General features: G+C 51.8%; 20 protein-coding genes. 8 read left to right on the forward strand and 12 right to left on the reverse strand.

Annotation, left to right across the window (positions count from 1 at the left end):
• Nucleotides 1–198: 198 nt before the first annotated feature.
• On the reverse strand, nucleotides 199–978 hold the full coding sequence (locus tag AAIR21_RS21910; RefSeq protein WP_047955189.1) for an SDR family oxidoreductase: 780 nt from the start codon (nucleotides 976–978) through the stop codon (nucleotides 199–201).
• Nucleotides 978–1,304 carry a nuclear transport factor 2 family protein gene (locus AAIR21_RS21915; protein ID WP_032681485.1) on the reverse strand — a complete coding sequence of 109 codons (327 nt, stop codon included), beginning with the start codon at nucleotides 1,302–1,304 and terminating at the stop codon, nucleotides 978–980. Before AAIR21_RS21915 ends, AAIR21_RS21910 begins: the two co-directional genes overlap by 1 nt.
• A gap of 89 nt (nucleotides 1,305–1,393) precedes the next feature.
• On the opposite strand from AAIR21_RS21915, the gene AAIR21_RS21920 reads away from it, so the two are divergent.
• Nucleotides 1,394–1,720, forward strand: coding sequence for a winged helix-turn-helix transcriptional regulator (locus AAIR21_RS21920; protein ID WP_014169010.1), 327 nt, complete (start codon nucleotides 1,394–1,396; stop codon nucleotides 1,718–1,720).
• A gap of 581 nt (nucleotides 1,721–2,301) precedes the next feature.
• A complete protein-coding gene (locus tag AAIR21_RS21925) occupies nucleotides 2,302–3,882 on the forward strand; it encodes a phosphoethanolamine transferase (RefSeq protein WP_183516566.1) in 1,581 nt (526 codons plus the stop codon).
• A 201-nt stretch (nucleotides 3,883–4,083) separates the two neighbouring features.
• On the opposite strand, the gene AAIR21_RS21930 is transcribed toward AAIR21_RS21925, so the two are convergent.
• From AAIR21_RS21930 to AAIR21_RS21945, 4 genes are all read right to left on the reverse strand, one after another.
• Entirely contained in the window at nucleotides 4,084–4,980 is an 897-nt protein-coding gene (locus AAIR21_RS21930; RefSeq protein WP_068795188.1) for a PhzF family phenazine biosynthesis protein, read from the reverse strand.
• 137 nt (nucleotides 4,981–5,117) lie between these two features.
• Nucleotides 5,118–5,654 (reverse strand): GNAT family N-acetyltransferase, encoded by a 537-nt coding sequence (locus AAIR21_RS21935; RefSeq protein ID WP_044868879.1) that lies wholly within the window; start codon nucleotides 5,652–5,654, stop codon nucleotides 5,118–5,120.
• A 255-nt stretch (nucleotides 5,655–5,909) separates the two neighbouring features.
• A complete protein-coding gene (locus AAIR21_RS21940; protein WP_183516565.1) occupies nucleotides 5,910–8,942 on the reverse strand; it encodes an autotransporter outer membrane beta-barrel domain-containing protein in 3,033 nt (1,010 codons plus the stop codon).
• 116 nt (nucleotides 8,943–9,058) lie between these two features.
• Complete coding sequence (locus AAIR21_RS21945) at nucleotides 9,059–9,373, reverse strand: lipoprotein (RefSeq protein WP_014169014.1); 315 nt, start codon at nucleotides 9,371–9,373, stop codon at nucleotides 9,059–9,061.
• 175 nt (nucleotides 9,374–9,548) lie between these two features.
• On the opposite strand from AAIR21_RS21945, the gene AAIR21_RS21950 reads away from it, so the two are divergent.
• The 3 genes from AAIR21_RS21950 (at nucleotide 9,549) to AAIR21_RS21960 (ending at nucleotide 12,359) form a co-directional block, all read left to right on the forward strand.
• Nucleotides 9,549–10,181 (forward strand): LuxR C-terminal-related transcriptional regulator, encoded by a 633-nt coding sequence (locus AAIR21_RS21950; RefSeq protein ID WP_040016872.1) that lies wholly within the window; start codon nucleotides 9,549–9,551, stop codon nucleotides 10,179–10,181.
• Complete coding sequence (locus tag AAIR21_RS21955) at nucleotides 10,178–11,965, forward strand: hybrid sensor histidine kinase/response regulator (protein ID WP_025204730.1); 1,788 nt, start codon at nucleotides 10,178–10,180, stop codon at nucleotides 11,963–11,965. Before AAIR21_RS21950 ends, AAIR21_RS21955 begins: the two co-directional genes overlap by 4 nt.
• A gap of 76 nt (nucleotides 11,966–12,041) precedes the next feature.
• Nucleotides 12,042–12,359, forward strand: coding sequence for a YebG family protein (locus AAIR21_RS21960; RefSeq protein WP_014169017.1), 318 nt, complete (start codon nucleotides 12,042–12,044; stop codon nucleotides 12,357–12,359).
• Between the two features lie 152 nt (nucleotides 12,360–12,511).
• Here AAIR21_RS21960 and AAIR21_RS21965 read toward each other — a convergent pair whose 3' ends face one another.
• The gene (locus AAIR21_RS21965) at nucleotides 12,512–13,348 is read right to left on the reverse strand and encodes a MipA/OmpV family protein (RefSeq protein WP_183516564.1); all 837 of its coding nucleotides are present in this window, start codon (nucleotides 13,346–13,348) and stop codon (nucleotides 12,512–12,514) included.
• Nucleotides 13,349–13,553: 205 nt separating this feature from the next.
• Between AAIR21_RS21965 and AAIR21_RS21970 the strand changes: the two genes are divergently transcribed.
• Both AAIR21_RS21970 and AAIR21_RS21975 read left to right on the forward strand, forming a co-directional pair.
• On the forward strand, nucleotides 13,554–14,231 hold the full coding sequence (locus tag AAIR21_RS21970; RefSeq protein WP_020885069.1) for a response regulator: 678 nt from the start codon (nucleotides 13,554–13,556) through the stop codon (nucleotides 14,229–14,231).
• On the forward strand, nucleotides 14,231–15,625 hold the full coding sequence (locus tag AAIR21_RS21975; RefSeq protein ID WP_068795127.1) for a sensor histidine kinase: 1,395 nt from the start codon (nucleotides 14,231–14,233) through the stop codon (nucleotides 15,623–15,625). Before AAIR21_RS21970 ends, AAIR21_RS21975 begins: the two co-directional genes overlap by 1 nt.
• 86 nt (nucleotides 15,626–15,711) lie before the next feature.
• On the opposite strand, the gene AAIR21_RS21980 is transcribed toward AAIR21_RS21975, so the two are convergent.
• The 4 genes from AAIR21_RS21980 to AAIR21_RS21995 all read right to left on the reverse strand — a co-directional run bounded on the left by AAIR21_RS21980 (nucleotide 15,712) and on the right by AAIR21_RS21995 (nucleotide 19,338).
• Nucleotides 15,712–16,494: an alpha/beta fold hydrolase gene (locus AAIR21_RS21980; RefSeq protein WP_434682344.1), complete on the reverse strand. Its 783-nt coding sequence runs from the start codon at nucleotides 16,492–16,494 to the stop codon at nucleotides 15,712–15,714.
• 99 nt (nucleotides 16,495–16,593) lie between these two features.
• Entirely contained in the window at nucleotides 16,594–16,977 is a 384-nt protein-coding gene (locus tag AAIR21_RS21985) for a RidA family protein (protein ID WP_020885066.1), read from the reverse strand.
• 107 nt (nucleotides 16,978–17,084) lie between these two features.
• Complete coding sequence (locus AAIR21_RS21990; RefSeq protein ID WP_183516561.1) at nucleotides 17,085–18,542, reverse strand: MFS transporter; 1,458 nt, start codon at nucleotides 18,540–18,542, stop codon at nucleotides 17,085–17,087.
• Nucleotides 18,543–18,591: 49 nt separating this feature from the next.
• On the reverse strand, nucleotides 18,592–19,338 hold the full coding sequence (locus tag AAIR21_RS21995) for a glucose 1-dehydrogenase (protein ID WP_183516560.1): 747 nt from the start codon (nucleotides 19,336–19,338) through the stop codon (nucleotides 18,592–18,594).
• A 113-nt stretch (nucleotides 19,339–19,451) separates the two neighbouring features.
• Here AAIR21_RS21995 and AAIR21_RS22000 point away from each other — a divergent pair, with 113 nt between their 5' ends.
• The gene (locus AAIR21_RS22000; RefSeq protein WP_020885063.1) at nucleotides 19,452–20,321 is read left to right on the forward strand and encodes a LysR family transcriptional regulator; all 870 of its coding nucleotides are present in this window, start codon (nucleotides 19,452–19,454) and stop codon (nucleotides 20,319–20,321) included.
• Nucleotides 20,322–20,340: 19 nt separating this feature from the next.
• Here the strand turns inward: AAIR21_RS22000 and AAIR21_RS22005 are convergent, their stop codons facing one another.
• A complete protein-coding gene (locus AAIR21_RS22005; RefSeq protein WP_020885062.1) occupies nucleotides 20,341–21,249 on the reverse strand; it encodes a LysR family transcriptional regulator in 909 nt (302 codons plus the stop codon).
• Nucleotides 21,250–21,312: the final 63 nt, after the last annotated feature.

Genomic DNA, 21,312 nt, shown 5'->3' on the forward strand with positions numbered 1-21,312 from the left:
CCGGCGGCATTCACTGCTGCTTTCGTTTCATTATGGACTCAACGCCGCGCGACTTTTTGCCTTCATCTATGCCTCAAGTCAGACCTTGCGGCTCTTATATCAGGCCGCTTTATACCCTAAGCGGCCGTTACGCCTGGCCACTCGTTTGTCGTGAGGAAACGTTAAGGCTCAAAATAATGCACTGTTTCAGATATAAAATTATACCGTCGGGACAGTACCGCCATCGATCACATATTCCGTACCGGTAATAGTGGCAGCACAGGATGACGCAAGGAAGACGATGAGGTTCGCCACTTCGATGGGCTTTGAGGGACGGCCCAGCGGAATTCCACCGAGTGCATTCATGATGATCTGCTTACCGCCCTCGTAGTCCGTTCCAGCCTGCTGAGCAAGTCGTTCCGCCATCGCTACCGATGCTTCGGTTTCTACCCAGCCAGGCGCCACACGCACCACCCGAATTCCCTTAGGGGACACCTCTTTCGACAGGCTTTTGCTGTACGCCGACAGTGCCGCTTTGGCCGCCGCATATCCGGTGGTCGATTCCGGTAACGGCAGTTCACGCTGAATAGAGGTGACGTGGATGATCACCCCATCCTGTTGCGCCAGCATCCCAGGCAACAACGCGCGATCTAAGCGTACCGCAGGCAACAGATTAAGATTGAGCTCCTGTTGCCATTCCTCTTCCCCAAGGGCTGCAAACCCACCGCCGGGAGCGGTAGAACCGCCTGCTACGTGGATGATGATATCGACGCCGCCCAGGTGTTTCTGAACGGCGTCCACGACTAAATTACATCCCTGGATGGTGGTCAGATCCGCCGCCACGAAAGCGTCTGCGGTAGATTCTGCGGGCTCGTGACGCGCGGTGGTTAGCACCGTTGCCCCTTGCTGTTTTAAAAGGCGGACAACTGCTTTGCCGATCCCTTTGGTACCTGCGGTAACCAGAACACGTCTGCCCTGTAAATCAAGATCCATCAGCATCAGATTATCTCCAGAGTCGCAATCTTGTCGCCAGCGAGGCCGAAAGTATGTGTAAGCATCACGGGGCTGCCGGGAAAATTACCGACAACGTTCGAGGTGACTATTACCCGATCGCCTTGCGTGAGAACTTCAATGGGGTGAACGCTATAGTCGAACGCATCACGCGCCGCGCGTTGCCACGCTTCGATTGCCGCGTGCCCCCGATGGGTTTTACCTTCGTCGAACACGATGGCATTGAGGGTAAAACAGCGCTTAACGCTGGCAATATCGGCACCATTGCCGATCGCAAAATAGGTTGAAATAGCTTGCGGTAGAGATAATGACATGGCCCTTACTCCCGTTATTTACAGTACGGGAATTTTTAACATAGACTGTAAAATTGACAAGTACGCACAAAAAAGTGAGCAACTGAATTATGAGTAAGTTATATAGCCCTGAAACCGCCGCAAGCGGCGTGGAACAAGTTCTGCGAATGCTGGAAGGTCGCTGGAAACTCATTATTCTGTTTCATCTTTTCGACGGAAAGGTGCAACGCTATTCTGATTTTGAAAAACTGATCCCCGAAATTTCGCAGAAGATGCTGGCACAACAGCTGCGACAGCTGGAGGCCGACGGCATTGTGTCACGTAGGGTATATCCCCAGGTTCCACCGAAAGTCGAATATCGGCTCACTGAGTGGGGGCAGGCGCTGTGTCCGGCTCTCGATGCGATGCTGAAATGGGCAGAAAAACGCGAGGTTTAGGGGCTCGGGTACATTTTTGTTTATGATCGAAAATTGTTGATGTTCATTCCTTGCTGATAGCAGACCTTACGGCTCTTATTTGGGTCCGCTTTGTGCCGGGAGCGGACATTATTTTTATCGACTTATTCTAAATTCAATGCAAGGTACTATTATTGAATATATCGGCTGGGTTAAATTATGAACACAACCAAACCCATAACGGGCAATATTGTGAAACGAAGGAATATTTGCATATGGCCTCATGGCCGCATCCCTGCTCATAGGCTGTTATGCGGACGTACAACGCATTGAGTGGAGTAGGGAGCATGATAAAGAGCGAAGTATGAAAATCGAAATCTACTAATCCTCGTAGTACCGAAGATTGCCGGCATACTATAGACTCTGGCACCCGCAGCGTTTCATATTCTAAAAGTCCTCAAGAAAGCTAAACAAGGCGTCCTGATTCTGTGAACGCTTTGAGCTTATGGAGCATATTTGCATTAATTAATCAAGCTCAGCTGATTATATAATAAACAAGAATCACACTATTTTCTATATTTAAATAAAACGGATAAAAACCGAGCCGGTTTAGGTGCTATGAAATGTTATTAACTCTTAAAAAAATTTGTTATGATAATTTTAGATTTGTTTTAAGTGGGGTGTTTTTTATAATTTCAGTATCCATTGTTGTAATTGTTAATTTTATTGGTGCGCGTTATAATTTGGTCATTAATCGCACCTTGGTTTTTGCTTTTCTGTTATTAACACTTCTTTGCATCAATAGCAAAATATTAAAAAACCTTATTGGCTTTATAGCCTTAACATTAATCGCTGCTGATTTATCTCTTCAGATGTATGCCTGGAATCACTTCAATGCTAAATTTGACTATGGTTTTGCATTAAGTGTAATAAATACTACAGGTAGCGAAGCATTTTCAATGTTAGGCGTTTATTGGAGAAGTTGTGCAATTTTTATGGGGTTGCTGTGTTTATTTGTTTTAACTATCAACTGTAGCACAAGTACCCTGCCGTTAAAGTATAGGCGATACCCTGCAATATTATTCGTGCTTTTGCTAACTGGCTATACTGTACAGGGTATACTGCATCAATTACGAAAAAGCAATGTTGATAGCCTTGCTCAACGTGTTGTCAATTCAACTCCACTGAGCACGGCTACAGTCTTTATGCAAGCCATCTCTGATATGAGTATTGCCTCCAGTATTAATAATAATACACCTGACTATTCAATATCACTATCAGATACCGGAATTGATAATTATGTAATTATTATTGGGGAGTCTGAGCGCAGTGCAAATATGAGCATATATGGATATGAGCGAAGCACGACTCCTGAACTGGAAGCAGAAATGAAAAATCTTCTGTTGTTCCAGCATGCCATTAGCCCCGCGCCAGTGACCATTATGGCTGTGCCACTTGCGCTCACTGCTGATTCAGTACAGGAAGCAGATCCCGCTAAGTACAGTGACAATATTATTAGTATAGCGAACAAAGCCGGGTACGATACGTACTGGTTTAGCCACCAGGGAAAAGGGGGCGCATATAATAATGTGATTACAGGTATCGCTATGAAAACCAAACACCATCAGTGGATTGAGCAGGGGTTCGATGACTCTTTGCTCCCAGAACTTGAATCAACGCTGAAAACATCTGGTAAGAAATTAATTGTGCTACATCTATATGGTAGCCACGAACCAGCCTGCGCGCGCTTCCCAAAAGATGCTTCCTTCTTTAAAGATGGAAATAAAGATGATGATTGCTATGATAACTCTGTGCGCTTCACGGATTATGTTATGGGGAAAGTTTTTAGCCAACTTTCAAATACACGCTCTTCTGTATTTTACTTTTCTGACCATGCCTTAATACGCGACCCTTCACGTTCAGTGGTATATTACCATGCGGGGGCTAATCCACCCCGGGAAGCGTTATCTGTCCCAACTTTCATTTGGTATAGCCCTAAAGTTGAAAGAAAGAATAAGTTGATCGGAGACTACAATACGCCATGGTCTACCGATGATGCGAATACCCTTTCCGAATTATGGCTCGGAATACATCGGGTTGAAAATGATATCGTTAGCTTGCAAAAGTGGCTACAGGACTATCAAAAACCGATTGTAATTAAGGATACAACGGGTAAGAAATTTAATTGGACGGATATAAAGTAGTAGAAACGATGATTCGTGGTTAAAAATTATTCTGCCGATTGACTGAAAATTCATGACTATGGGAGCCAGACCTGAAGAGGTACTGGCTCGTACTCTAAATATTCATGACCAGCTCTCCATTGATTTATACACTATGCTCTGAGTCAATCTTCATCGGGTGTGATAAAAATTGCGACATCCGCACCTCATTCACCGCGGCCGTCAGGGCAATGTAAATGAGCCTTCCATGACAATAACGCTTTTTCCTCCTACCCGAACTGACGGGCTTTCTGCAGTGCCGTCATAGCCTGAAAATAATATGCTGGCGCGCCCCATATCAACGCCCTGGCTTACGCGAAGAGAGAGCTCTTTTTTATTGCGAAGCTGGGCCAGCAGGGCTGTCACTGCGCCAGTCGCGCTGCCTGTTGCCGGATCTTCGGTCATGCGTGGCGTAAACATCCGGGCCTGCAAATCACACGGGTCTTCAGGATCCGTTTCCAGCGTATAGGCGTAAATGGACACCGCGCCGTCGAGGGGCAAAATAGCCCGGAACCCCTGCAAATTGGGTACGCAACAGCGAAGCGCATTTCGGGTCGCGAGTTCGACAATCAAAAAAGGCAGGCCAACAGAGGCGACGACAGGCATATGCATTTCAGTGCGTATATCACTGGCTTCAAGAGAGAGGCAGGCCGCCACGTTTTCCGGACTGACTTCTGAGTGGCAGGATAAAGCTTGCGGAACAAGAAGCTCTGCACCCGTGACCTTTGCATTTTCTTTGATAATCCTGACAGGTACCCGCCCGGCGGCTTCTTCGAATATCAGCGTTTCAGGTAGCGATTCGCCATTCAGTTCAGCCTGATACGCCAGGACAAAAGCAGTCCCAATATTGGGATGACCAGCGAAAGGGATTTCACGCGTCGGGGTAAAAATCCGTACCCAAGCCGTATGTGATGGTTCTTCAGGAGGTAAAACAAACGTCGTTTCACTGTAGCCAAATTCTAAGGCGAGCAGCTGCATTTGCTCAGTGGTCAATCCCTCGGCATCCAGAACGACAGCGACCGGGTTACCGCAAAACGGTTTATCAGTAAACACATCTGCAATCACATAACGTCTTCTCACCAGGACCTCAACTTCCATGCCTTAAAATGAATTTATACTCAACGAGTTTGTCGTTTTAATATACGCTCACGTGAAAACATAACCCACTGGCATTTACCTGTATGCGTATTTTTCACCTTAACGACGGAAGGTGATGTTTACCTGATTTTGTTCATCCACTCCGTTAAGGTGAGTGAATACAAAAGGCTCGGCGGTGCGTCTTTAATATCATGTATATCTCTGACATATCTCAGTCCCGTTTTTTCAAGAACGTTCTGTGATGCCAGATGGTTAGCTCTGACAACGGCTGAGATCTCGGTGAGTTGCATATCATCAAAACCATACCTTACCGCGCGTGTAGCAAATTCTGTCGCCAGGCCTTTTCCCCAGGCATCTGTCGATAACCGATACCCAAGATTGTTAATCACACAATCGCCATAGCTACGGATGCTCAGACCACCAAATCCGATGATTTTTTCAGGAGAGCCAAGAAGCGATATGGCGAAGCTACCAAAGCTGTGAGTTTGCCAGTGGGCGAGCCAGCGATTGAGAACCGTTTTTGCATGATCAATATCCGGGTAGGGGCCTGCGGGGTTAAACGTGTTCGTCGCCGGATCACCATAAATTCTGTAGAGATCCGCTACGTCTGATGCCATTACCGGGCGAAGGCACAATCGAGTTGTTTCAATTCGCAAACAGACCTCCTGATATGTGTTGACGGGAATATGTCTTTCATTAATTGATGCTCTCTGATTAAAGCATATATGTGTTTTGACGTAATTCGACAGATCCGATTGTGTGCTGTCGTGGCGAAACGCACACGACGAATACCCTGGTGTGTTAACCAATGGGCACAGGTCAGCCTCACCAGACATCAGTATGCGATGGACAGAATACGGACAAAAAAAGACCCGCAGTATGCGGGTCTGTATAAATGCTGAAAAGGGTAATCAGAACGACCAGCGCAGGTTAGCGTTGACCGAATTGATGCGGGTGTCTTGACCGAGTTGCCCCTGATAACCGACATCCAGCGTCGCAGCGCGCGACAGCTGTACGCGGACGCCGATATCGCCCACCATCACGTCCTCATCAACGGCCTGGCCCTGGGTGATGAACGCGTCACTGCCGGCAAATGCCATCCGCGATGAGGTGTTTTTATCCCCGTAGGCGTGCTGCCAGCCCAACGAACCATACAGGTTAACGTTTTTCGGCAGCTCGGTGACACCGCGCATCCCGAGCGTGGAGTAGAAGGTGTTCATCGTTTCATTACGCACGCTCAGTGCGGCGGCACCGCCATCTTCCCTGAAACTGTCGGTATGCAGTCGAATCCAGGACAGGTTGATAAACGGTTCAACATTCATCGCCGGCTGGCCAAAACGGTAGCCCGCCTCGGTAAACGCCAGCAGCGAGTTGGCGTCGTAATCTGACTTCAGGCGGTCCGAGAAACCACTGAAATCAACGTTGCGCTCGCCTTCAATCTTGTGCCAGGTGTAACCCAGCGCGCCGCGCAGTGAGAACGCATTCTGTTGCCCTGCGGCATACAGGCCAAGGTGATAGTTGTCGGTATCCGTGGATGAACGGCGGCTATCAACGTCGTAATCACCACGGCTATAGCCGAAGTACCCCCCGACACGTACGTTATGGTCAGCCAACGTGCGATCCGCGCCCAGCAGGAAGCCGGTGGTGTTGCCGTCCAGCTTGCCTGCGTTACCGTTGCCGCTCGTTCTGCTCCAGGAACTGAAGGTCTGGCCCCATATGCCGTTATTTTGTTGCTCCGGCTGTTGTACCAGCGACATCGCTAACGGCGGTATCGGCAGACTGTCATTATCGAACGCGCGCTGCATGCGCTGGTTCAGTACGTTGAACAGCTGAGTGCTGCCGGCGATCAGGTTAGACTGTACCGACGGGTAAACTTCACCTGACAGCTGGTTGAACGCCTCGCGCGCTTGCGGTGCGCTGAGTACCAGCAGAGAGTTATACAGCGCCAGGGAAGGGCCGTTTTGTGTCAGCGTGGAAAGCGCGCCGGCGGTATTCCACTGGTTGCTGGTGTTGGCCACCGTCTGGAAAATACCCGGTTTACCACTTCCTGGATTTTCTCCACCCGGATTTTCACCCCCTGGGTTCTCGCCGCCTGGATTCTCACCACCCGGATTTTCACCCCCAGGGTTCTCACCACCCGGGTTTTCACCACCCGGATTTTCACCCCCAGGATTCTCTCCGCCGGTCTCTTTCTGCGCGATGGTGAGATCGACAGCGTCGGTGCTCTGTTTCAGTGCCACGTCCAGGAAGGCGGATTTGGAGATGGCCCCGGCGAACTGGCCGTCAATTCCCCCCTCGGAGGTTAGAATGCGATAGCTTTGGCCCGTTTTGTAGCTGGTCTGCGGATCCAGTGCGGTAACCTGTACTTTAGCCTGATCGCTGATGGTCGTTTTGCCAGACACCAGTAACTGATCGCTGCGGCCGTCACCGGCGATATCAACGTCATAGAACGATTCACCCACAAAGTTCAGGTAGCGTTTCAGCGTCAGCGTGCCGATAGTGCCATCACCGGGCGAGATATGGCCGCCGGAGAGGATCTCTGTCTGGCCCAGCGTGCCGTTACCGCCCAGCGTGCCGCCGGCTTTGATCGACGCGGCGCTGCTGTAACCTTGTCCGTTACTGACCTCCGATCCCGCCGTCGCGTTGAGGATGAGCGTGCCGCCGTTCTCGGCGCTAAGCGTCTGCACATCAAAAATATCGTCTTCGGGTTGGGTGTTGATATTGCTGGCAATAATGACTTTTCCACCGCGCGCGGTCACGTTCGCCTTGAGCCCTGAAAGATCGCCGTTCAGCGTGGTCTGGCCGGAGGTATTGATCACTTCACCTTCGCCGCTCATCTTGTTGCTGAAAACGTAATTTCCGTCGGTATGGTTGAAGTAGACATAGCTGCCGAATAACCCACCCCGAAGGCTGATTGCCGTCTTCGCATCAAGAGTGCCCGCGCCGCCCGCTGCGCTGAGCGTCGGCTCCGTTAAACCGGTGCCGGAGTCCATATTGCCGCGGCTGCCGATTATCAGCGCGCCCCGGTTCGAGCCGGAGCCCGTCATCCCCACTACCAGCTCATTACCGCCTGCGGAAAATGCACCGCCGTCCATGACCGACAGTACGCCATTGCCGTAATCGCCAACGCTAACGCTGCTGGCACTGGTAAAACGCGAGCCCTCGCCCGCGATAACCAGCTCGGCGGTTTTACGTGCGCCAGAGACGCCCGCCACCTGAATGTTGCCCACGCTAACCGCTCCGCCGTTGAGCACGTCCAGATCGCCATAAAGCGTGAGCGTACGGGCAACATTCCATTGCGAACCGGATCCCGTGACAGTAGCTTTCGGGCTCAGCTTGTCGGTTTCATCTGGGCCGGAACCATTGCCGATACGGGCATCGTAGGTGGTGTTGAGCGTCGCACCGTTTTCAATCGCCAGCGTGGAGCGGGCACCCAGGTCAGTGCCGACGCTGAGAAAATTACTGACGACGCGTGAACCGGCGCCCGTAGCGATAAGGTGGCTGTCGTAGCCACGGGTGGTACCGACCACGATCTCCTTCGCGCTGGCCAGCGCACCGTCTTCAACTCGCAGGGTGCCCAGGCCAAGATTCAGGCCACCACGCAGAATGTACTGATCGTTAACCGCGTTCAGCTCAGCATTTGGTCCGCGGACCGTGACCGCGCTTTCATAAATTTGTCCGTTGAACAGTCGACCGATATTGATGTTATAGGCAGTGATTTTGCCATTATCGATCAGCAGGTTCCCACGTTGGTTACGGCCGACGTAAACATCGCCGGTGTAACCTAAAGATTCGGTAACACGCGCGTCGCCGTCAAAAATGGCATCCGCTGCGCGAGCGAAATCGGCAGGGGAGAGCATCAACAGCGGTGCGGAAAATAGAGCGAGGTAAAGTCTGGAAAGCGGTGTCTTAACCGCTAAAGAATGCGATGTAGAGTTATTCACGGGCTATCTCCGTACTCATTAGCATGATGTCTGGAAAATCGTTTTTATATGAAACTCAAATGTGTCGGGAAATTTAAAAGGCGTTATTATTTGTACGCCTTTTGGTATTGAGGAAATTATTTATGCGTGACAACCGGCGTACAGGTCGGCGCGCTTAGCGTCGGCGCAGATCCTAAAATTCCAGGCATCATCATTGATGAGCAATCGAAAATTCGCCCTTTTTCTGTCGTGGCGCGATAAGAAAGTTTTTGGCCGCCCAACGCATCCGGCTGGGCACCATTCACGTTGGTCACCGTTATTTCGTCCGACGAGCCCAGCCCCAGCATTTTAGCGGTTTCCGCCTGCAGCAGTGGAATAGCCTGATCGGTTTTCAGGGTGGAACAACCGGCTAGCATCAACGTAACGGTTAAAGCGATTAGTGGTCTTTTCATAAATTATCCTTTATATCCAACCAGTTAAAATCACTGATTGTATTTATGTTTTCTATTACCCAAATCAGTGGGTAATATATTTCTCTTTCCTAATTGAAAAAACCCTCCTAAAGTAGGGTGGGTCGATAATAATTCATCTGTACTCTCAGATACGCGAAGGTGAAAGGAGATTCCTTTGGGGCAGAATTATGCGTTGGTCGTTGATGATCATCCATTGGTAGCAAGCGGCATCGCCAATTTTCTGATTACACATTGCCGGTTCAAACAGGCGTATGTCGTGACGAATGAAGAAGATTGCTACCGTCATATTAGGGAAAATGGCCCGCCACGTTTACTGGTAATCGATTTTTGGCTATCTTCCGGTACGGCGTTGAAATTACTCAAAGAAGTGAAACAACGTTACCCTCAGGTGCGCCTCCTGGTCGTCAGTGGGGATGAAAATAACGATATCTGGCAGAAAGTGCATACGGCCGGAGGACACGGTTTCGTATTGAAAAGCGAACCTCCTGAATTATTCTCACGGGCCGTTTTTGCCCTGGCGGATAATCTGACATGGTTTCCTTGTGCAAACGAATGTGCCGTTAAGACGAATAATGAGCAGTTAAGTAAATTTAACTTAACGCCGCGGCAAATTGATGTTTTGAATATGATTATGCGCGGCCTGCCAAATAAAAGAATTGCCGCCCAGCTTTCTATTTCTGAGCCCACGGTAAAAGAACACATCAGCAATATTCTGAAAAAGATAGGCGTTAACAGTCGGGTGGAAGCCATCACGCTACTGCATGGCAAACGGGAGCCGTCGGAATGAGGTTTTTCCAGGGTTCCCAGAACGATGGCATCTCTCCCCCCGCGCAAATTCGCCTGCTGAATAATACATTTCTGCGGCTGGTATTCAGCTTTAGCGCTGTGCCTTTTGTCGGCATTCCTTTCGCTATCTGGATCCATTTGCTGGGGGACGATCTGGGTCCAACCATCACCTGGATAATAATTTACTTGCTCTGTGCTGTGGCGATCCGAATAGTGCATCGGCGCTATCAGCAAGAGGTTAAAGAAAATGATGATGAGGCCGTCCTGCGACGCTGGCTTCCGCGCATTAATAAGGTGGCCTTTTTTCACGGGCTGGGGATTTCATCACTCTATTTAATTACCCCGCAGACGCAGAATTTTGACTTTTTCCTGCTCCTTAATATCAGCATTGCCGCTATTGTCGCTGCCAATGCGACGCATCTGACGCCGGTCATCAGCACCTTCACACGGTTTTTCTTTGCCTCCTGGGGAGTTCTGACTCTCGGTATCATCCTGCGACTGGATGACCTGATGTTCATCGTGCTGATGCTGAACCTGCTGTACGGCTTCGCAATCTACCGCCATGCGTTAACGTCCCACGCGTTCTTTATCCAGCAAGCACTGCTGGAAGAGCAAAGCTCACGCCTGGCGGAGCAGTTCCGGCAGGCCAAAGAAGAAGCGGAACAGGCGTTGCTCGATAAAAATCAGTTCCTGACGACCGCCAGCCACGATCTGCGCCAGCCAGTGCATGCCATGGGCTTTTTGATCGAAGCCATTATCCACAGAAACCAGGACGACAGCCTGACGCCACAGCTGCTTGACCTGCAACAGAGCGTTCGTTCGGTGCACCTGATGTTCAATTCCCTGCTCGATCTCAGCAAAATTGAATCTGGCAATGTGATGACCGCCCCTACACGCGTGGACATCGGCACGCTTCTCGACTCGGTGATCACCCTGTTTCGCGAAGAGGCCAACAGTCGCGCACTGCGGCTGCGAACCTGGCGGCCCAAACGTCGCCTCTTCGTGATGGGGGACCCGCTGCTGGTGCGTCAGTCCTTGATTAACCTGATACAAAATGCCCTTCGCTATACGCAACAGGGCGGTGTGCTGGTTGCCATCCGTCCGCGCGGTGTCGAGTGTCTGGTGGAAGTATGGGACACCGGGGTGGGGATTGCCGACGACGAAAAAAGCAAAATCTTCTCGCCTTACTACCGCCCCGAGCTGGCATGGAAGATCGACAGCGCAGGGCACGGGCTGGGCCTGGCGGTGGTTGCCCGCTGTGCCAAGCTGATGAACGTGAAGTATGGAATGCACTCCATTGAAGGCAAAGGTTCACGCTTCTGGATGCGCTTTACGCAATACACGGGTGACGTGAAAGCGGTGGATCCACTGCCCGCCGGTGACAACATCGCTACACCGGTACGCTATGCGCCACTGCATGGCTCCTGCCTGATCGTTGACGACGATCCGCTGGTGACGTCCGCCTGGGAAAGCCTGATGAGCCTCTGGGGGATTAACGTGCGCTGCGCGGCCTCGGCCGAAGACGCTTTTGCCATCATTGACGACGGTTTCACGCCATTTGCTGTACTGTGCGACCAGCGCCTGCGATCCGGCGAAAGCGGGTTCGACATCCTGAAAGCACTTTTCGAACGTCTGCCCGACATGAGCGGCGCGATGGTCAGCGGGGAGTTTAACTCGCCGGTTTTGCTGGAAGCGGAGCAGGAAGGCTACCTGGTGTTGCGTAAGCCGCTGGAGCCAGCCAAACTGCATGCGCTACTGACACAGTGGTCTGCGGGCTCGGGCTAAAACGAAAGTACAATTTGACTGCAACACAATTCTGGAAATGCTATACTGTATATAAATACAGTATGAGAGGTGCATAATGGCTGTTGAAACAAAATACGTTGTCGTACGAAAAGGTGAAGAGAAAATGACATTTGCCAGTAAAAAAGAGGCTGACGCTCACGACAAACTGCTCGACATGGCAGAAGCGTTCACCGACTGGCTGTTGCAAAGCGGCATGCAGATGGATGAAACGCAGGCTGAAAATCTTGGGCTGTATCTCGCCGAGCAGAAAGAGGCCGTGCAGCATATTCTGCGTACCAGCAAGCTTCCCGATCTCAATGCCGCCACTGCCACAGATAACCCAGAGCCAGATGCGGCTGGCAGTAAGAAAATCAGAGCCGTTAAAGCTGCCTGATCGCCAGAGTGCATCATTGATTCTGATGCCCCGAGTCAGGGGGGCATCAGGGCGTGTTGAGTGCCGCCCCGTTATCTGACAGGGGCGGAACGAAAACATATTATTGAGAGTTCAGCGCGAGAAGTCGTCGGGAAGCACTCATCCCATCACGATCAGAAGCTGTACGTCACTTTCAAACTTCCCGTGGGCGACGTTTTTCGTTGAACAATGGGGCTATTGCCTGCATCTCCCGTCAACTGCGTAATACCTGTTGCGACAGCTACGCTCCAGTCTGGGGTGAGCTTGTGGGTCCAGTCCACATTCAGCGAATAAGCATAAATACCGGATCCAGCATCATGTCGGGAAAACCCCGATGCTGCTGACTGTGCGGCATTCACCCCGTAGTATGTCTGCATGTATTTGCTGGATCCCCAACTGGTGGTCAGCGCCAGCGTCAGGGAATTTTTCGGTGATGTATAAAGCGGGCTGATAATCCCGAAATGCAGGGCCTCACCGTTGTTTCTTTCAGAAACCGGCACTTCAGCCTGCAATTGCACACTCAGCCAGTCGGTCACCTTATACCCCAGTCCGGGCACAATGATGGCCGATCCTTTGACATCACCCATACCCCGCAAGTCGTCACTGCCGGAGCTTATTGAATCGCTGTTCACGTCACGATCCTTGCGACCAGCGCGGTAGCTCAGCGCAGCGTTGTACTCCAGTTTACCGACACTGTTACCGTAACCGATACCCCGCGTGGTGCTGATAAAGACGCCATTTGCCATGGAGTAATCAAGCACTAATGCTGTAGTGGCGCGGTTTTTATCCGAACCAGAATAGCGAGGCGTAATATCCACACCTCCCCCCAGGGTCAACACGTTACCCTGGTTCTGTTTTGCCGCCAGTGTCGGGGTGGTCAGAAACGCCAGAACGACTCCCGGCACTATTTTTTTCAGGCTGCGAGGCAGGAGCAAAGGAGGAAACTGATGACGCACTGCGATGTTTCTCATTAAAGAAGTCCTTGTGGATTCAAATGATGACGATACAAGCGGTTATTCACGCCAGTTTTCTCAGTTTGAATACGCACCCTAAGGTTCTTATGAGCCGAAAATGAAGAAACGCTGAAGCAAGTACCGCTGCAGTAAACCTGATAGATTTATCGAAACCGTTTTTTTCTTAAGACGTTCTTCATTCACTGTTGATACCGTAACCAATGTGAAAATTCTACTAATCGAAGACGACCTGGATCTGGGCAATGGCGTGCGGATCGCCCTTGCAGATCAAGGATTTGATGTCATATGGGTTCGCCGCAAAGAGGATGCGCTGCATCAGCTTGATGCTTGCGTGCCAGAACTGATATTGCTCGACCTGGGACTGCCTGATGGCGATGGCATGGGCCTGATGACCTGCTTGCGGCAACAGTTCAAGGGGATCCCTGTCATCATCCTGACTGCGCGAGGCACGCTACAGGATCGCCTGTGCGGGCTGGATGCCGGTGCAGACGATTACCTTGTTAAACCTTTTATTCTCGCCGAGTTGTTGGCCAGGGTAAGAGCGCTTGCGCGACGCAGTTACGGTTTTCAGAATGAGGCGATAGAAATCAGAGGATTATCTCTGCATGTGCCAACGCGTCGCGTGACGGTGAGTGCCCGTCACGTGGAGTTGACGGCAAGTGAATACGCGCTGCTTGAAACGTTAATGTTGCGCGCTGACCGCGTGCTTACACGACGTTTTCTGGAAGAAAGAATCTTCGGCACCAAAGAAAATCTGAGTAATGCTCTCGACGTGCATATGGGGAATTTGCGTCGAAAAATCGGGGACGGTTATGTGCGAACGGTGAGAGGGGTGGGGTATGTCATTGATACTGTACCGATCTACAAAGGCGGTGATTGATGCGAAATATCTGGCGCACCCTGAGACTCCCCACGCTCGTTCGGCGAATCATCATCGCCCAGATGCTGCTGCTGACCTTGCTGTGGTGTCTTTTTTTGACTTTTGTTTTGTGGGAGGACTTGCGTAGCCCCCCGATATTAACGGGCAGTAAGACCTACGAAACCCTTTTTACGCTGGTGGACAGTATGGACGATCGCCCGCAGGAACGCACCGATGTGCTGAACACGTTCAGTAAGGCGTTGCGGGAAGGATATGGCGGAGGTGAAGATCCCGAACTGTCAATCAGCCTCATTATTCGCAAACATAACGAGATAATTTATTCATCTGATGGCGCACCAACAGGAGTCGTAAACACCCAACTGGGGGAATTACAGCGCATTGAGAGTGAGGGGCGCACCTGGACCAGCCGTACGCTAAAATCCGGGAACTCCGATGTGGAGGTGACACTTGTGACGCCTGCCGGAGGATGGAACTTCTTTATCTACCTGAACTCGCGTGGCTATTACATATTGCCGCTACTGGTATGCATTCCTTTTCTTTTATTTCCCGCGTGGCTGTCAATTCGCATTGCAATGCGGCCCTGGAGCAAGGTCGTAAATGAAATATCCTTGCGAACGCCAGACGATCTCTCTCCATTAAAAGCCATGCCAAAACACAGGGAGCTTCGTCAAATGGTGGACGCGATAAACGTGTTTCTTGCCAGGGTGCGCGAAAGCGCGGAAAGGGAACGGATTTTCATTGCTGATGCCGCTCACGAGCTGCGTACTCCTCTGGCTGCAATGCGAATCAACGTGGAGGCGCTGCAGTCGTATGTAAGCAATGAAACTCAACAGGAATTACTGGCGGGGATTATTCGCAGCAACAGCCGGGCTGCCCGACTCGTCAATCAATTGTTGCTGATGATGCACAGTGAAGCACGTATTGATACCGTTATGCAGCCAGTGCCGCTGACGACGCTCATTCAGGAGCGAATGGCTGCACTGGAACCGCTGGCTACGGAGCGCAGGATAGAGCTTGAATTCGTCTCTGATGATGAAGTCTGGATCACAGGCATCAGGGAGCGCCTGATGTCGCTGATTGACAATTTGATTGAGAACGCAGTCAAGTACAGCCCTGAGGGCGGACGGGTTGAAGTAGAGCTACGATCGCGGGATAAATCCACGCAGCTTCGTGTCTCAGATGCCGGGCCCGGTATTCGGCCTGAATTGAGGGAGCGAGTGTTCGACCGTTTTTTTCGCGACCCCAACCAGATGCAAAGCGGGAGTGGACTGGGGCTAGCCATCGTCAACGCGGTTGCGCAGCAACACAACAGCAGCGTAGGCCTGTGTACGTCTGCAGAAGGCGGGCTCCTGGTCACTGTCGATTTCCCAACTCCGATAGCCGAAAATGCGTAGCAGAGGCCAGAAGCAGACATCTAAGAAAAACGTCCTGGCGTTTGATTCGCAGAGAATAGGGGGACTCTGTTTGCATCAACGTTATTTTAAAGGCCTGTTTTATCGAGCCATCTGGACACACGCTGGGCCAATTCATCCGGTTTTTCCAGAGGAATAAGATGTCCACAACCGTCGACATAATCTACACAGGTTCCGGTTAGCCTGGCGAGTTCTTCTGCCTCTTCTGTTGAACGCAGCCGATCATGTTTCGCTGCAATAACATAGGTCGGGCATGAAATGGTTTTTAACGTTATTCGCTCGCGGTTTAGCCCTGACTGGACTCTGAATACATCGGCTCCCAGCCTTTTTCCCATATTACGGATTTTCTCAATGATGGCCGTATTACTGGCGAGATCAGCATGAAGTGATTTTCTAATGGCCGTTGTGCTCAGCCCACTAAAGTCTCTGGAGGAATTGATATTCGCTGCAGCAACACGGGTATTTATCTGTTCTGCCGAATCCTCTCGGAGAGACGTGGCAATGAGGATCATCGCCGCTGTCCGTTCCGGAAAAGCCTCATAAATAGCTCTGGCAACATAACCACCTAGCGAAAAGCCGGCCAGCACAAAACGCTCCGGTAGTTTCTGGACTATATTAGCGGCAATATCCTGGATTGTGGTTCCCTGGCCCAGGCTCGCAGGTATAAAGAGCCTGCGCTCGGGAAATGCGGTGATAAAATCGTCCCACAGTGTTTCATCAAGCATAAATCCCGGGATAAGTACCACAGGAAGGTTCTCTGCATTCATCGGCAAGTCCCATTTTCTGGCCGCAGTGCCATTGCCAGGGTTTCTGAATCTGTAAACATAGCCTATTGCAGTTGATGAAGACATTGTCGTCTCGTCGAGGTCTGCCGTTTGTTCGTAGCAGACCTTGCGGCGCTTAAGTCGATCCGGTTCGTGCCTGGGGTGGTTTGGGGACACACGGTGGCACTATTTTTTAGCCACAATCCGCATTTCCACCAGCGCATTTTCTGGAATGAACGCTGATACGCCTATGGCAGTCCACGCCGGGTAGGGTGCCTTTACATATTCATCTTTCACTTTAGAAAAAACGTCTATATGTTTTTTTAGATCAATATGAAAAGTGGTCATCTCAAGAATATTTTCATACCCTAAGCCTGCGGCTTTCAAATAAACACCAAGCTTATAAAACGCATCATGGAATTGTTCTTCCGGATGCTGACTTATCGGTTTGTCCTTCCGTGCCGCGGTAACACCAGAGAGATACACCGTGCCATCTGCTTCGATAACGGGGGAGAAGTGCCAGTCATCGAAATAGTGTTGGAATTCTTCAGGGACTATCGATTTTTTCATGATTTTTTCTCAGGTTGATGCAGGAGTACCTGCTACGGGTAAACGGCACGCTGGGGAGGAACATGGGCAAGGTTGTTCACGCCTCAGCCAGTTGATTGTTTGTTACGTTACTTGATAGACGCGCCGCTCGCAGCAGAAAATAAACCGGAGGCCTGCCGGATAAGTCGGATGCTTAGCGCGGCACCCGTGGCCAGGCATATCGCCATCGCCAGAAGGGCGACGATAAAGGCATGCGTAATATTTGCACCGCTTCTGCCGGTGTCCAGCATGCTGTAAAAAATGCCACCGATGACGGCGACGCTCAGTGCAGTGCTGATTTGGAGTGTCGAGCTGGTTACCCCGGCAATCATGCCTGAAAACGCCGGTGCAACGCGGCCTGTCACCATCCGGACCAGCGTCGGCATCGCCAGTCCCTGGCCGAGGCCGGTGATAAAAAGCAATACGGCGAGTGGCAGCATGGACGGTGCGCTACCCGTCATAGTATGGGCAATCAACCCTGCCAGGCCTGCTAACCCCAACGTCTCGCATCCCATCCCGATTGCGCTCAGGTAATTGCCGACAAAACGCCTCAGATAAGGTGTTAGCAACGGACCGATCAGAAAACCCACGCCAAAAGGCAGAAAAAGCAGGCCCGCAGTCAGGGCGTTTAACTGCAACGCCTCTTGTAGATAAACGGAGAACAAAAGAAAGAAGGCCCCGATAGAATAAAACAGCAAAACGATCGCCAGCCCCTGGCCCAGCCCCGGTGCGCGTAACACGGCCGGATCAAGCAGAGGCGAACCGCCGTTCTGGCTAAGGCGACGCTCATAACGCCATAACAGCGACGCCAGCAGCGGGACAGCCAGAAATGACAGCCATGTCCACCAGGGCCATCCCGCTTCACGGCCTTCAATTAACGGCACAATCAGCGCACTCAACGTGGCGGTCGCCAGTAACATGCCGACCGGGTCCAGTCGTTGTGCGGATGGCGCACGCGTCTCTTTCACCAGTGGCAATCCGAAGAGAATGACCAGCAGCGCCACCGGCAAGTTAACGAGAAAAATAGCCCGCCATCCCAGGTGAAACAGATCCGCTGAGATCAGGATACCGCCCACTACCTGCCCGATAACCGAGGCCAGGCCAAATACAGCGCCATAGATACTCAACGCGAACGGTTTTTCCGCTTCCGGAAAAATGGCCTGTACGGAAGCCAGTGCCTGAGGCGCCATAATCGCGGCCGTAGCACCCTGTAACACGCGTCCGCTAATTAGTACCCATGGTGACCAGGCTAAACCGCACAGCAGCGATGCCGCCGCAAAACCGATAAGCCCTATAAAAAACATCTTCCCACGACCATAAATATCACCCAGACGGCCGCCGGTAATTAAGGTTACGGCATACACGGCTGCATAGGACGAAATGACCAGCTGTTCAGCAGAGGAAGAGGCGCTCAGCTCGTCCTGAATAGCAGGCAGCGCAACATTGACGATAAAAAAATCGAGTGGGGGCAAAAATGCGCCAACCAGCAGGATGACAAACATTGCCCAGCGACGCGGCTCGGCTTGCGGGAGGATAGGGGGCGACATGGAACACTCCACAGGTAACGGTTATGTGCAGAGATTGAGAGGCAGGGCGTTAGCGCATGCCACCAGAGGCAAGAATCACCTCACCGGTGATCCATCCCGCATCGTCTGATGCGAGAAATGAGACGATCGGCGCAACATCCTGCACCTGACCGATGCGGCCGAGTGGGGTCTGTTTTTCATTCCATGTCTGGAAGTCCGAGTTCATCGCGCCTGCACTATGACTGCCTTCCGTTTCGATAAGGCCAGGGTTGACCGCGTTGACGCGAATTCCCCGGGGGCCGAGTTCTCGTGACAGTACCCCGGTAATAGCATCGATCGCCCCTTTGGTGCCGCTGTAGATGGCACTCTCGGCGATAAAGACGCGGGTGACGAACGAACTGATGTTAATGATGCTACTGCCTTTATTCAGATGCGGCGCAGCAGCGCCGGACATTAACAGCGGGCCCAGAACATTGATGTCGAATTGTCTGCGGTAGAGTGCCTCTGTGCTCTCTTCAATGCGGGCGAACTCATAAATGCCGGCGTTGTTCACCACAATGTCCGGCCGCCCGAAAATGTCGATGGCCGCGTTAACCAGCGCCTCAACCTCAGCCTGGCGGGTGACATCCGCCGCGACCGCTACCGCCTGCCCGCCGGCAGCCTGTATATCGGCAACGACGTTATCAGCACTACTTTTGCCTGACGCGTAATTGACAATGACCTTCGCGCCGTCAGCCGCCAGTTGACGGGCAATCCCGGCTCCGATGCCTTTGGAACCACCGGTTACAATCGCCACTTTGTCTTTTAATTTGTACATGTCATTCATTTCCTGACTGGGGGGTGAGGACGCTATAGTGATATCGACAAAGTTGTTTTGGAACTGCCACTTTTGTATATTCAATGTTCATTTTTGTACGGTGAGACACTGGCATGGAATGGGGCGACGTCCGGGTATTTCTTGCAGTTATGCGTAAGGGCTCTTTCGGCGAGGCGGCACGAAGCCTGGGTGTGAGCCATCCGACGATTGGTCGCCGGATAAAGGCGCTTGAGGAAGAGGCGCAGCAAGCGCTATTTCGCCGGACACAGGATGGTCTGGTTCTGACCGACGCCGGCGACAGGGTGCTGAAGCTGGCAGAAGCGATGGAAAACTCCGCGCTGGCGATGGAGCGGCGTCTCGCCGGTAATCACGAACGTCTTGAAGGGATATTGCGGATCTCTTCAGCAGAGTGGTTTGCCAACTATGTTCTCGCACCGGTCCTGGAGGAACTGACGCGCCGCCATCCGGCGATTGTGCCGGAGCTTATCGCAAGCTACCGCTTACTTAACCTGTCGCGGCGTGATGCCGACATTGCGTTTCGCATCGTTCCCTTTACCGAACCGGATATTGTCCAGCGCCGCCTGATGCGCATCCCCTATGCGCTATATGGAACGCCGGAAATCGCCGATATCGCCCGACACGATCCGGCCGCAGTGGGGCTTATTCTGATGAACACGGCACAATCCCACTTCTCTGACGTCGCCTGGCTGCTCGACAGGTTCCCCCAGTCACGACGTGTGTTCACCAGTACCAGCCGGGCCGTACAGGCACAGATGTGCCAGCGTGGAATGGGCATCGCCGTGTTACCGCGCCCGCTTGGTGATGCCATCACCGGCTTAGCGGCTATCAGCATGCCGGAGCCACCGCCGTCCAAAGATATATGGGTAGGGTATCACTCTGACCTCCGGCATATGGATCGCCTGCGGGTTATGCTGGATATCGCCGATGCGATGCTTGCCGATCCCGCGGCGCCGTCAACGTGAGCGACGGTTTACGCAGCCATTAAGCGTTCACCTCAAAGCGTTCCCGGTAGAGAGAAACCAGCCAGTCTACAAAAATCCGGACACGGGGAGACAGCTGTCGGTGCTGTGGATAGATAGCCGAAAGTTGCATGGCCGGGCTTTTCCAGTCGCTTAACACTTCCTGTAGCAGGCCATCCCGAAGGGCATCGTCCACATGATAACGTGGAAGCTGAACCAGCCCACATCCACGCAACGCGCAAATAACGTAATTTTCTGCGTCATTCACAGTCATCCAGCCTTTGGTCGGATAGCTTTTCTCTTTACCGTTAACAATGAGTTCCAGAGGGTAATTCTTACCCCGGCTGGTGGAAAAGAAATTGACGCTCTGGTGAGAAAGCAGATCGTCAGGGGTCATCGGTCGGCCGTGCTTACGAAGATAGTCCGGACTGGCGCAGATAACCTGAGGCATCTGGGCTAAAGGCCGGGCAATTAATGATGAATCAAAGAGCTTGCCCGCGCGTACGGCGCAGTCAACGCCTTCCCGAATCAGATCGACCAGACGATCCCCACTGCTGATAACCAGCCTGATGGCGGGATAGCGGGCGTGAAACTCGTCAATACGGGGCAGTACAATGCGGGTCGCATGGGCCCCGTGAAGATTCACGCGCAAAATCCCCTGTGGCCTTACGCCGGAATGACGCAGGGAAGACTCCGCATCGTCCAGTTCAGAAAGAATATGCACGCAGCGTTCATAAAATGCCTCGCCATCCAGCGAGGCCCGCACGTGTCTGGTCGTCCGCTCCAGCAGACGACACTCCAGGTTTTTCTCCAGGCTTTTTATTGCATTGCTGGCCGTCGCTCTGGGGATCCCTAGCTGGTCCGCGGCCTGACTGAAGCTTTGAAGCTCTACAATGCGGGTGAAGAGCAGCATGGTATCAAATTTATCCATCACGGATCCTGAAGGCGATTATTAACGATAATGGAATTATGTTATCAAATATCACCCATTTAT

The sequence above is a fragment of the Enterobacter sp. PTB genome (genome assembly GCF_051130085.1).
GTDB lineage: Bacteria > Pseudomonadota > Gammaproteobacteria > Enterobacterales > Enterobacteriaceae > Enterobacter > Enterobacter ludwigii.